Here is an 11,863-nt window from a genome sequence, read left to right as displayed (position 1 = left end):
CGCTTGTTTATCCCGTATGTCTGCTGTAAATGCGTATTCCATTGAGACTTGTTGAATTTATTATCCCAGAGGAGATGATTGGCTGTCTCACATACGCAGACATGGAATATAGATGAGTATTCAGCTAGGAACATTTCCAATTGAGTCTTACCCAATGGATTTAACTCTTTAGCTGGAGTAGGCAGTCCTTTACAGTATGTGATGGTAGCCATTGATTCGACCTGTCAACGCAACTTCGGGTATTATATACAATGACAGCCAAAAATGTTTCCGACTAAAATATCTACTCATTTTTGAATAGACATGAGGAGGTATGATCGGGGATTATGTTACAGTTTCTAACCCTTCACTTCTCCTTCATTTCGTTTGAGGACATGGTTCGAGGGCATGGTGCGTGAGTTAACTTCCGCAGCTTCCGCAGCTTCCCCTGCTTCCGCAGCTTCCCCTGCTCCCCCTGCTTCCGCAGCTTCCGCAGCTTCCCCTGCTCCCCCTGCTCCCCCTGCTTCAAGAGCTCCCCCTGCTTCCCCTGCTTCAAGAGCTCCCCCTGCTCCCCCTGCTCCCGCAGCTTCCCCTGCTTCCCCTATCTCTGATGAGACAAACACCTGCTACCGACGCGATCGCACTACTAATTGACCTAGCCCAACGCGGAGAAATCGATCCCTGGGATGTTCAGGTGATTGAAGTGATTGATCGCTATCTCAGTAGCCTCCCTTGGGGGAATGATGCCCAAATCAATCCCCGTGACACCGATTTGTCCCAATCCGGACAAGCATTTTTATGGGCGTCAATGCTTGTCTTACTCAAAGCCGACACGCTACAACGTTTAGAGGAACCCGAAGAACCCGAATTCAGTGATACCGAAGCGGAAATCGAATCCACGAGTGAACAGCGCTTACCCTTATATTTAGAACGCCATATCCGTCGTCGCACGGCTGCACCCCCGCCCAAAAAACGCCCCGTCACCCTAAACGAGTTGATTGAGCAATTGCAGCAAATGGCAGATCAACTCGAAGCCACCCCCACACCCATTCGTTCCACCCGCCGACAATCTCTATCACGAGGACAAGCGGCACAAGCTATCACCCAACTGGCTCACGATGAAAATCTCACCGACATTGCTAAACGCCTAGAACAGTTTATTTCCGGTCATTGGCATGAAATAGCTGCCGGAAAAGATTGGCTGAATCTAGAGCAATTGCTAGAGTGGTGGACGGTATCACCAACAGTATCGACGAATGACAATCGCCCAAGGGCTGTTGATACCACTAAACCCCTAGTCAGCGATCGAGTCGGTGTGTTTTGGGCGCTGCTCCTGTTATCGGCTCAGTCTAAGGTGGAATTATCCCAAGCGGAATTCTACCAAGACTTAAAAATTCGGACGCTGGGGTAAATCAATCAGGGGTGTTATCTGGGATTCCGATTGGCAGCTTAATCGGCTGTTCAACACTTGATAGAATGCACCAACACCAGTCTCATGAACCGCATCTTGCCTTTTGCCTCCTGGCTTCAGGCAAGAGCATTCAGATACTCATGTATACGGTATGTAGCCTCCTACATACTTACCCAGGTCAGTGGTGCATAGTGATTGATTAGGTATCGGTAGTCACTCAAACTTTTGTGAACCTACCCCTTTGTCACCTGATCTCTGTCATTTTTCCCGGTATATAGGATGAGTCTTGACAACGGTTCAACGTCCTGAAGGAAGGGCAACCGCTGAGCATCAGACTCTATTGACCAACTTGAACATTTGTGGCATAGCTTGAGGAAGATAATTTTATGAAAGCCATGATTCTGGCAGCCGGTAAGGGGACTCGGGTTCGCCCCATTACCTATACCATTCCCAAACCATTGATTCCCATCCTGCAAAAACCTGTAATGGAGTTTTTATTAGAACTTCTAAGGCAGCATGGTTTTGACCAAGTTGTGGTTAACGTCTCTCACTTAGCTCATGAAATTGAAGGCTACTTCCGGGACGGTCAACGATTTGGTGTCGAAATTACCTATTCATTTGAAGGTCGAATTATCGATGGTCAACTGGTAGGAGAAGCCTTGGGTTCTGCAGGTGGCATGCGTAAGATCCAAGACTTTTATCCCTTTTTTGACGACACCTTTGTTGTCCTTTGTGGGGATGCTCTGATTGATCTCGATCTGTCTGCTGCTGTCAAGTGGCATAAAGAAAAAGGTTCTGTGGCTACAATTGTGACCAAACCCGTGCCGCGAGAGCGAGTCTCTAGCTACGGTGTGGTGGTGACTGACGAAAGCGGTCGGATTAAAACTTTCCAGGAAAAACCCTCGGTAGAAGAAGCTCTCAGCACCAATATCAATACGGGCATTTATATTTTTGAACCCGAAGTCTTAGATTATATTCCATCTGGTCAGGAATATGACATCGGCGGCGATTTATTTCCCCAATTAGTGGAAATGGATGCGCCCTTTTATGCCGTATCAATGGATTTCCAGTGGGTGGATATTGGCAAAGTTCCCGACTATTGGCATGCGGTTCGGGGTGTGTTGACGGGAGACATTAAAAATGTCTCGATTCCCGGTAAGCAAGTGGCTCCCGGTGTTTACACCGGATTAAATGTAGCGGTCAATTGGGACAAAGTGGATATCACCGGACCGGTTTACATTGGCGGCATGACCCATATTGAAGATGGTGCAAAAATTATTGGTCCATCGATGATTGGTCCGAATTGCTGGATCTGTAAAGGCGCAACGGTTGATAACAGCGTTATTTTTGAATATTCCCGCTTGGGTGCAGGCGTTCGGTTGGTCGATAAGCTGGTCTTTGGACGCTACTGCGTGGATAAGACGGGTGCAACAATTGACGTGCAAGCGGCTGCCCTCGATTGGCTGATTACGGATACCCGCCAGACACTTCCATCCCAAGATCCCGAAGAAAAGCAAGCGATTGATGAAATTCTTCTGGGTCAAAATGGTTAGTCCATAACCTGTGAGTTGCTCACCCAACCATTCATGTTGTTGGTTGGGTGGGCAATTCCACCGTATTTAGGGTCGGCTGAATAAGTATTGTGGTGGGGTTAGGGAGCTCTTGAAGCTCTTGAAGCTCTTGAAGCAGGGGAAGCAGGGGGAGGAGAATGGTACTTTTCCTGATTCCAACACTTATTCCGCAACTTCTCGCTAAGAAGACAGATAAGTATAACTACTCAGACTCTTCTGGTAGTTTTGCAGCAACCGTTGGGATTCTGCCAAGGTAATGCTATTGTCTTGTAGAGCTTGTTCGGTGCGACGACGAATGCTTTCAACTAAGTCCTCAGCGTCGTACTGTACATAACTCAATACTTCTGTTATGGTATCTCCCTTAACCAGATGCTCAATTTCATAGCCTCTGGGTGTGAGTCGAATATGGACAGTATTAGTGTTGCCAAACAGGTTGTGTAAATTGCCCATAATTTCTTGGTAAGCTCCGACTAAAAATAAGCCGAGGTAATAGGGTTCTCTGGTTTGAGGATGAGAGGTTGTTCCTGATTTCTCTAGAACAGTCGATTGAGTTACCTTATCCGTAAACTCCCCACCACTACCCTGGTTTTCCTGTACTTTCGCTTTTCTTAATGGATGCAGTTCCAGCACGGATTTAACATCCCGCAGGTCGATAAACTGGTTAATTTTGCCGTCACTGTCACAGGTCAAATCGGCTAAGATCCCTCGACAGGTGGGTTCCTCATTCAGCCGATGGATAGGCATAATCGGAAAGAGTTGGTTCATCGCCCAGGAATCGGGAACTGATTGAAAGACCGATAAGTTGACGTAATAAATTGACGCCATTGTTTTTTCTAAGTCTTCCAGATCACTAGGTACATAGTCCTGAGTTCTCACAATATTGAGAATGTTCTCACAGCACGCCCAGTACAATTGTTCGGCTCTAGCCCGTTGAGTCAGGCTGAGATAACCGAGATTGAACAGGCTTTTGGCTTCTTCATTAAATTGAATGGCGTCGTGGTAGGCTTCTTGGTAATTTTCGACAGTGATATTTCCGTAAGTTTCCCAGAGGTTACGGATAATCAGATGTTCGTTCTCGTGAGCAGGTACAGGTTCTCCAGAGAGAACATCGCTGGTATTGAGGACATCAAAGATGAGTACGGATTGATGAGAGGCGATCGCGCGACCACTTTCACTAATTAACACCGGGGCGGGAATCTGACGAGCTTCACAGGCTTCCTTCACCTCGGCAACGATATCGTTGGCATAATTCTGCATGTTGTAGTTTTTCGAGGCGTGGAAGCTGGTTTTAGAGCCGTCATAATCAATGGCTAAGCCACCCCCCACATCCAAATAGTTCATATTAGCGCCCAAGGCACGCAGCTCGACATAGATTTGACTGGCTTCTCGAATCGCATCTTTAATCACGCTAATGGCAGAGGTTTGAGAGCCAATATGAAAGTGCAATAACTGCAAGGCGTTGAGCAATCCAGCATCCCGGAGTTGATTGACACCCGAAAGGATCTCCGGAAGCGTCAGACCAAACTTAGCGCGATCGCCTGTGGATTCTCCCCAACGCCCACTCCCTTTTGTACTCAGTTTGGCTCGTACACCGACTATCGGCTCAATACCTAGTTTTGCCGAAATGTCAATCACAAGCTGGACTTCTTCGAGTTGCTCAATCACAATAATCGGTTTTTGTCCCAACCGCATCGATAGCAGTGCCGTTTCGATATATTCTCGGTCTTTGTGACCATTACAGATAAGCAGAGCGCCATCGGTTTTTAAGGTGGCTAGTGCAATCATCAGTTCAGGTTTAGAACCCGCTTCTAAGCCAAACTGATAGGGGTGTCCAACCTGCACCAACTCTTCGACCAGATGTCGGTGCTGATTACACTTGACCGGATAAACCCCCTGGTAACAACCTGGGTAATTATAGCGAGCGATCGCCTTGGCAAAACAAGCATTTAAGCGCTCAATGCGATCGGCAAGGATATCGGAAAAGCGAATTAATAACGGCAGTTCCAGATTACGTCCTTTGAGCGCTTCCACTAATTCAAACAAATCCAGGGAACCGCCGCGATCGCCTTTGGGGGAAACCGTCACCTGACCGACGGCGTTAATCGAAAAGTAGGGTTCTCCCCATCCCTGAATCCGATAAAGTTTCTCACTCTCCTCAATCGTCCAAGTTGGGCGTGATGATCTGCCATGAGGTAAGCGAGTGTGAGCAGGAATATCCGGGTGATGCGGTTGCTGCTTTTGCTCGCGAATGCTAATTGTAGATGTTAGCTCTCCTGTCATACTCTTCGCTCACCCTTTAAACTATGCCTTGCGATTGTTAATGCTAGCGCATCTCGGTAATGGCATTGAGAGGATTTTTGTCATGTTGTCCAAGAAACCATGTTAAAATTCCTTCAGCATAGTGGTTTCTCTACTCTCAAGGCGCAAAGCGTCGCGTTTTCAAGTTGATCCTGACTGTAAAGGGCGTCAATGCTCAATTCATCTGACCATTCTTCCGAACAGCACAATTACCCACAGGTATTACAGCAGCTCGTTAACAGGTATCCCTTTGTCTTTTGGGGAACAATCTGGGGCTTTCTCGTCTTGATTGGCACTGTGGCAGCAGTTGGTTTACTCAATCCTGGGCGGATTGAGTCAAATAAATCTGTGCCGAAACCCTTGGTCTCAACGATTTTGGAATCAACCGCAAGACAGACACCCTTATCGAACTCTCCGATCACCTCTTCGACAGAAAACTCTTCACCAAAAGAAGGTTTACCCCTTGCTTTATTTTTGGGTTTAGCCTTTGGTTGTGCTGCCGGTTCTTGGTTAGTCACTCAGGCGTTTAGGCAATCTACTCAACGTCGTCAAGTTATCAAACCGTCTAAATCAACCCGGCGCAAAAAACGGCGACGCCCCGTAAATCACCGTCAAGTTTCCCAATCCCCGCAATCGGCGGCGAAGACACAAGCAATCCAGACGCTGGACTCTTCCCAGCCCGTTGCTTATGATTTAGACACTGAAGTAACTGTCGTACCTGATCAAGAAAAAAATCCGTTGGATAAGGATGAGCAGAGTCTTGCCGAAATGCTGGATTTACGCAAACGTGAGTCTCTAGCGTCGATAATGCGGCGAAGTTTGTCTACAGGGCGAGACATTTCTCTGAGTCAAACATCAAGTTATTTAAATAACAAGTGACATCCTCCCACACCAAATTGAAAATTATGGTGTGGGTCCTCCCCAAATCACTTTGAGGATTTCCTGGTTATTCCCTTTCGGGGTTTCGCCACTTGGATGGTTTTGAGTTACCTCAACCCCCGGTAGATCGGCTGCACAGGCAGTTTCCTTTCCCGATAGCCCATCGGTACTAATTAACTTTATCCCTCGGTTTCTGATTACCTGAGTGCGTCTACGTTGCAGCAATTTAAGCTTGCTTTGTAGCGCCTTAAAAAACTTAGGCGGCTTGACAACAACTCCATCGCTGGTAGCCAAAAACTTCTCTAATCCCACATCTACCCCAATTGGGTGTCCATGAGGTCTTGGATTAGGGACACTGACATCACACTGAATATTGATACATGCATACCATTTATCGGCTTTCCTGGTAATTCGCACCTGTTTAACCGTAAAACCCGATGGAATAGGGCGGTGCAGGTTGATTGGAATTGTTCCCAGTTTTGGCAGCTTTACATGAAGGTTCGTTACTGGATTCTCCTTAAATTGAGGGAATAGCAACGACTTAAACTGCCCAATCTTCTTGAACCTAGGAAAGCCAAACCCGCGAGATTTAAAGTAATCCCAGGCTTTATGCAGTTGCTTTATTGCCTGCTGAAGAACTTGAGAGGGAACTTCCCTTAGCTTGGGGTATTCCTTCTTAACCTTTGGCAGGTTGTTGAGCTGCCTTAGTTCACCGGGAAATGGAGTATCTGCTGGAATGATGTACTCTTTTGCTAGAGAGCATCTATCAATCAAACATTTGCGACTATTGCACCAATCCTTTATCTCCCCCAGTGCATAGTTATAGGCACGGCGGCAAGTTTCCATCCACTCAATCAACCGTTGTTGTTGAGTGGCGTCTGGGTAGATTCGGTAGCAATAGTTAAATGTCAGCATGCCCCTATCATAAGACGTTTATTAGAGAGTTGCTTAGCTGTAAATGTTAATTTAGGTAGCATTGAGTTACCTAAATTAACGTTGGGGAGTCGTGTATCCCAACGCTGAATCTTATGTTACAGCGTGGGTCTTACGACTCCCCAAACCCCTGCCAAGATAAATTCTGGATTATCCATTATAATTTCCTTTTCTCTGTTCCCTGTTCCCTGTTCCCTGTTCCCTGTTCCCTGAAAGGATGTGCTTCCTGAAGCGCTAATACGACGAAGGACATACGATAAAGGACAAATGACACCCCTTATAAGGGAGATGAACTTAATTGCGCTAAACTCCAATCGGGTCGTAAGTTTTTCGCTTGGCGCAGATAAGGGTGATAAATCTCAGTTTGGCTCACTGGGGTATTAATGTGGATAAGGCATCGGATACAGCGTTCCAGGCTTCCTTCTACATGCATTTGCTGGAGATCCAGTAATGCTACATTGTCCCAATGAGGACGTTCGCGTGCGATCGCGGCAGGAAAAATCGTATCCAAATCCCGTGTCGTTGTAAAGATTACACTGATCATTTCCTCGTGGTCGATCTGATTATGGGTTTCTATCTCATCTAAAAGTTCTGTTACAGCCTCTCGAATTGCTGCAACCGTATTTTCTGACACCGTTGTTGCCCCACGAATCGCTCGAACACGCCACTCCACTGTTGATATCCTCCTAAAAAGTTTTGAGTTTTGACCCTTCGCTTCGCTCAAGGGAATCTGGTTTGTAGGGGCGGGTTTAGGGATTTTCGTGCCAGCTATTGATGGTAACCTTTGTACCAAACCCGCCCTGACTAAGTTTTGAGCTTTGACCCTTCACTTCGGAAAGAGGGCATGGCGCGTGAGTTAACTCTTTTGTTTCCCCTGCCCCCCTGCACCTGGAGAAAAACTCCTAAGGTCGATAGAGCCAAAGCGGTTGACCACTGGTCGATAGTTCAAATTCTAACCAATTTATCCCTGCCGATAACCCAGAGTTCATCCGACCCGTATTACCAGGAATCAAACGACTCAAGAGGCGCTTAGGTTCTTCAATCGTCTCACATTTTGTTTTCTCTGGGTCAAGACCCACCAGTTCGGCTGCCCAGCGACGGGCATCTTCCTCCGTTCCGAGGCGATCAACCACCCCTAAATCCAAGGCTTGCTGACCCGTAAAAATTCGACCATCAGCAAAGCTTCTCACCGTTTCCACCGCCAGGTTTCGTGCTTCAGCAACGGTTTGCACGAACTGCTGATAACTCGTATCAATCATCTCTTGCAGAATCGTCTTTTCGGGGTCAGTAAGTTCGCGGTCAAACCCCAGAATATCTTTGTAGGGACCCGATTTAACAACTTTGAAGGAAACCCCAATCTTATCCAAGAGGCGTTCTAGATTATTACCGCGCAGGATAACGCCAATGCTTCCTGTAATCGTACCGGGGTTGGTCACAATATGTTCAGCTCCCATACCAACGTAAACTCCCCCAGAGGCGGAGATATTCCCAAAACTGGCAATAATTTTCACCTTCTCCCGCAGGCGCATCAAGGCGCTGTAGATTTCCTGAGAGTCACCAACGGTGCCGCCAGGACTGTCAATTCGCAACAGTAAGGCAGGAAATTTCTTTTCTTCCACGGTTTTGAGCGCGTCTAGTACCCGTTGGCGAGTATTACCAGCAATCAAACCCGTGATTTCGATGCGAGCAATTTGTTTACGCGATTTAGGCTTAAAGGGCCAGGGCATATCGTTTCAAAAATAGGGATGTAGACACGAAGCGGTGTCCCGCCACGTTAAATACGTTAGCCAGCGTGAGAACCGCTATATTACTTTACCAGTTTGCACGATCTCAGACTTTTTGTCCGAATCATGTTTTCAGCACAGACCTGTCGAATGACGAAGGACGAAGGACAAAGGACAATAACCCATGACATTTTTGTATCGTTTGCTTAACATAAAGTAAAAATTTAGTACAATCTATGTAAAGAATCATAAAGAAATATATCGGGTTGATCCCCAACGTTGATAATAAACACGATCTCATGCAGCTCAAAATAACCAACCAATCCCCTTTTGCCCCCTTAAAGGGCGCACGCCGTGCGCCCCTACTGTTGATTGCACCGTTTTTCCTGTGGGGGACAGCGATGGTGGCGATGAAAGGCGTCATTCCCGATACAACTCCTCTATTTATGGCAGGGGTGCGCTTAGTCCCTGCTGGAGTGCTTATCCTAATTGCAGCGTCGATGATGGGGCGTCCTCAGCCTAAAGGGTGGGCAGCTTGGTTATGGATTAGCCTGTTTGCGCTAATAGATGGTGCTTTATTTCAAGGATTTCTAGCCGAGGGCTTAGTGCGAACCGGGGCTGGCTTGGGTTCGGTGATGATTGATTCTCAGCCTTTAGCTGTAGCCTTACTGTCAGGTTGGCTTTTTGGTGAAATTATTGGTCTGTGGGGTGGCATAGGACTGGCAATTGGTATTGTGGGCATTAGTTTGATTGGGTTGCCCGATGCCTGGATTGTGAGCCTGCTCCATGGCAATATGACAACTGTGGAATTGAGTTGGCAGCATCTGTTTCAAAATGGGGAATGGCTGATGTTACTGGCGTCCCTGTCGATGGCTGTGGGAACGGTACTGATTGGCTTTATCTGTCGATATGCCGATCCGATTGTGGCGACAGGTTGGCACATGATTTTAGGCGGATTACCCTTGTTTGCGCTTTCGGGTATGTGGGAATCTCAACAGTGGGTGAATATTGACTTAAGTGGCTGGATGGCACTGGCTTACTCAACAATATTTGGTAGTGCGATCGCCTACGGGTTATTCTTCTACTTTGCCTCTAAGGGGAATCTCACCAGTCTCAGCGCATTGACGTTTCTGACTCCTGTCTTTGCTCTGCTATTTGGCAATCTGTTTTTAGGGGAAGTCTTGAGTTCCCTGCAATGGGTAGGCGTCAGTTTGACGTTAGTGAGTATCTATTTGATTAATCAGCGTCAGGAAATTGCTCAGGGATTAACATCATTCCGCCAAGCCTGGACGACTGTCAATCAAACCGTTACCGCCGAACCCTTAACGACTCGCGATCGCATTATCCGCAGTTTGAAGGCGATGGGGTTAATTGCTTTACCGATCAAACTCCAGGATTCTGAAGTAGAAGGATTACCCCGCTAACCTATTTCAGCACTATAAAACGCGAATCTCCTTTTGGAGAGGAGAAGCCTACAGTTTAGCCCTTCGACTCCGCTCAGGGCTAAACTTTGATTGACTGTAGGAGTGCGTCACGAGCAAGGATTTGAGCTATCTTGGAGTGAGACTACAATCGGCAAACTATCATGGCAAACCCTTCAAGTTCCTAATTTCCCTATGACTTGCCATCGCTCCCCCGTACTTCTAGCTGCCTACATGACCTGCCTGGGCGGGTTTATGGGTATTGGCTCTTTTGTGGGATTAAATCCTGCGATCGCCCATTCATCGGTTAACCTATCCCACCCCCTACTCCTCGCCCAATCCCCTAAAGGCATTGAGGAATTACCCCTGCAAGTGGGTAGTCGAGGCGAAACCGTGCAAGCCTTACAGACTCGGCTGAAAAAGCTAGGCTACTATGAGGGCGATACTGATGGCGTCTATGGAGACACTACCAGGCTTGCCGTTATTGAATTTCAAGAGTCAATCGATCTCAACGCTGATGGTGTTGTTGGTTTAACAACATGGACTAAGCTGCAAGCAGCGGCGGCGGAAGTTCCTGAACCTGATAATTCTCCGGCGGAAGTAGAAAACGCCCAGGAGGACAACCAAAATGCTGAAAAAGCTCAATCCAACAGCAAGCGCAAGCAACTCTTGTGGATACTCGCAGGTTTGTCTGGAACCTTAGTCGTATTTGGTGGAGGCTTATTCTTTTTAATCAAGGTATTGGATAGTCCCAAAAAAGGGCAAGCCTCTGCAAAAGCCGAGGAGTCTCCGCCCTCTTCTCCTCCAGAGGAACCGGAACCGCCTATGGTAATGTCGAGTAACAATAGGCTAGACTCATCACCCGCCGAATCGGTTGACACCCCAATTCCTCCCTCTGAATCCTATACCAACGGGTACAATCCTTCAGCGTTGAGTGTTACTGATTCCCCATCGATTAAACCGCCATCCCATGTTGAACCCTCAACTAACGCCGCACTCACGAAACCGAAGCATCGGCTGGCGAAGAAAAATGGGATTAACCAATTAATTAAAGACATACAAGACTCTGATCCAGCCAAACGACGTAAAGCAATTTGGGAACTAGCACAACGGGGAGATTCCAGGGCGGTACAACCGTTGGTAAATCTAATGCTAGAGTCTGATTCTCAACAGCGCAGCTTAATTGTAGAGGCGCTATCCCAAATTGGTATGAAGACACTCAAACCAATGAATCGAGCATTAGCGCTTTCCCTACAGGATGATAATCCCCAAGTGCGTAAAAACGCGATTCGGGATGTGACATTGATGTATGAATTAGTGGCACAAATTAGTCAGTTATTATCCTATGCCTTAGATGATCCGGAGGCTGATGTTCAGGAAACAGCGCGTTGGGCATTGAGTCAGCTCGAACGAATTCGCACACCCGCGACAGCGAATAGTTTACCCCCTTCCCATAGTCCTCTGAGTTTTTCTGAGAATCAACGACAAGAACCACCCCTGTTTGAATAGGGCTAGCAACTGTAACCTAATTTCTGATCGTATCTACTCACTTCTGCTCACTTTTGGGTAGAGATGAGTAGAGGTGATAAACATTCTCCCTGAACCGTTCTTGCCAGTTAGGGATAGCCTTCAATTTTTCCTTCTGCC

The 11,863-nt window shown here is 47.2% G+C and carries 9 protein-coding genes and 2 pseudogenes; 5 read left to right on the top strand and 6 right to left on the bottom strand.

Features of this window, described 5'->3' with window-relative positions:
• A pseudogene (locus RIG27_RS29770) lies at nucleotides 1-212 on the bottom strand (hypothetical protein); the annotation flags it as partial.
• Between the two features lie 126 nt (nucleotides 213-338).
• Nucleotides 339-602: a hypothetical protein gene (locus tag RIG27_RS29765; protein ID WP_446350722.1), complete on the bottom strand. Its 264-nt coding sequence runs from the start codon at nucleotides 600-602 to the stop codon at nucleotides 339-341.
• Between RIG27_RS29765 and RIG27_RS29760 the strand changes: the two genes are divergently transcribed.
• Both RIG27_RS29760 and RIG27_RS29755 read left to right on the top strand, forming a co-directional pair.
• Nucleotides 590-1,390, top strand: a complete 801-nt coding sequence (locus RIG27_RS29760) for a segregation/condensation protein A (protein WP_446350721.1) — start codon at nucleotides 590-592, stop codon at nucleotides 1,388-1,390. The genes RIG27_RS29765 and RIG27_RS29760 overlap by 13 nt on opposite strands.
• 386 nt (nucleotides 1,391-1,776) lie before the next feature.
• Nucleotides 1,777-2,943, top strand: a complete 1,167-nt coding sequence (locus RIG27_RS29755) for a sugar phosphate nucleotidyltransferase (protein WP_446340387.1) — start codon at nucleotides 1,777-1,779, stop codon at nucleotides 2,941-2,943.
• A 198-nt stretch (nucleotides 2,944-3,141) separates the two neighbouring features.
• On the opposite strand, the gene speA is transcribed toward RIG27_RS29755, so the two are convergent.
• Nucleotides 3,142-5,241: a biosynthetic arginine decarboxylase gene (speA, locus tag RIG27_RS29750; RefSeq protein ID WP_446350720.1), complete on the bottom strand. Its 2,100-nt coding sequence runs from the start codon at nucleotides 5,239-5,241 to the stop codon at nucleotides 3,142-3,144.
• Between the two features lie 189 nt (nucleotides 5,242-5,430).
• On the opposite strand from speA, the gene RIG27_RS29745 reads away from it, so the two are divergent.
• A complete protein-coding gene (locus RIG27_RS29745; protein ID WP_446350719.1) occupies nucleotides 5,431-6,138 on the top strand; it encodes a hypothetical protein in 708 nt (235 codons plus the stop codon).
• A gap of 210 nt (nucleotides 6,139-6,348) precedes the next feature.
• Here RIG27_RS29745 and RIG27_RS29740 read toward each other — a convergent pair.
• The 3 genes and pseudogenes from RIG27_RS29740 to sppA form a co-directional block, all read right to left on the bottom strand.
• Nucleotides 6,349-7,053: pseudogene (locus RIG27_RS29740) on the bottom strand (RNA-guided endonuclease InsQ/TnpB family protein); the annotation flags it as partial.
• Nucleotides 7,054-7,348: 295 nt separating this feature from the next.
• Nucleotides 7,349-7,744: a chorismate mutase gene (gene aroH, locus RIG27_RS29735; RefSeq protein WP_446350718.1), complete on the bottom strand. Its 396-nt coding sequence runs from the start codon at nucleotides 7,742-7,744 to the stop codon at nucleotides 7,349-7,351.
• A gap of 229 nt (nucleotides 7,745-7,973) precedes the next feature.
• Nucleotides 7,974-8,798: a signal peptide peptidase SppA gene (gene sppA, locus RIG27_RS29730; protein WP_446350717.1), complete on the bottom strand. Its 825-nt coding sequence runs from the start codon at nucleotides 8,796-8,798 to the stop codon at nucleotides 7,974-7,976.
• Between the two features lie 296 nt (nucleotides 8,799-9,094).
• On the opposite strand from sppA, the gene RIG27_RS29725 reads away from it, so the two are divergent.
• Both RIG27_RS29725 and RIG27_RS29720 read left to right on the top strand, forming a co-directional pair.
• Nucleotides 9,095-10,219, top strand: coding sequence for a DMT family transporter (locus RIG27_RS29725; protein WP_446350716.1), 1,125 nt, complete (start codon nucleotides 9,095-9,097; stop codon nucleotides 10,217-10,219).
• Between the two features lie 192 nt (nucleotides 10,220-10,411).
• Complete coding sequence (locus tag RIG27_RS29720) at nucleotides 10,412-11,725, top strand: peptidoglycan-binding protein (RefSeq protein WP_446350715.1); 1,314 nt, start codon at nucleotides 10,412-10,414, stop codon at nucleotides 11,723-11,725.
• Nucleotides 11,726-11,863: the final 138 nt, after the last annotated feature.

The sequence above is a fragment of the Coleofasciculus sp. F4-SAH-05 genome (assembly GCF_040222985.1).
GTDB classification, from domain to species: Bacteria; Cyanobacteriota; Cyanobacteriia; order Cyanobacteriales; family Coleofasciculaceae; genus Coleofasciculus; species Coleofasciculus chthonoplastes.
The sequence above is the reverse complement of the archived record's forward strand: the minus strand, read 5'-3'. Positions and strand labels throughout refer to the sequence as shown.

What these genes read in the sequence shown, in the direction of transcription:
- RIG27_RS29725 (WP_446350716.1), top strand. Translation starts at nt 9,095, where the DNA reads ATGCAGCTCAAAATAACCAACCAATCCCCTTTTGCCCCCTTAAAGGGC.
- RIG27_RS29755 (WP_446340387.1), top strand. Translation starts at nt 1,777, where the DNA reads ATGAAAGCCATGATTCTGGCAGCCGGTAAGGGGACTCGGGTTCGCCCC.
- RIG27_RS29720 (WP_446350715.1), top strand. Translation starts at nt 10,412, where the DNA reads ATGACTTGCCATCGCTCCCCCGTACTTCTAGCTGCCTACATGACCTGC.
- speA (WP_446350720.1), bottom strand. Translation starts at nt 5,241, where the DNA reads ATGACAGGAGAGCTAACATCTACAATTAGCATTCGCGAGCAAAAGCAG.
- sppA (WP_446350717.1), bottom strand. Translation starts at nt 8,798, where the DNA reads ATGCCCTGGCCCTTTAAGCCTAAATCGCGTAAACAAATTGCTCGCATC.
- RIG27_RS29745 (WP_446350719.1), top strand. Translation starts at nt 5,431, where the DNA reads ATGCTCAATTCATCTGACCATTCTTCCGAACAGCACAATTACCCACAG.
- RIG27_RS29760 (WP_446350721.1), top strand. Translation starts at nt 590, where the DNA reads ATGAGACAAACACCTGCTACCGACGCGATCGCACTACTAATTGACCTA.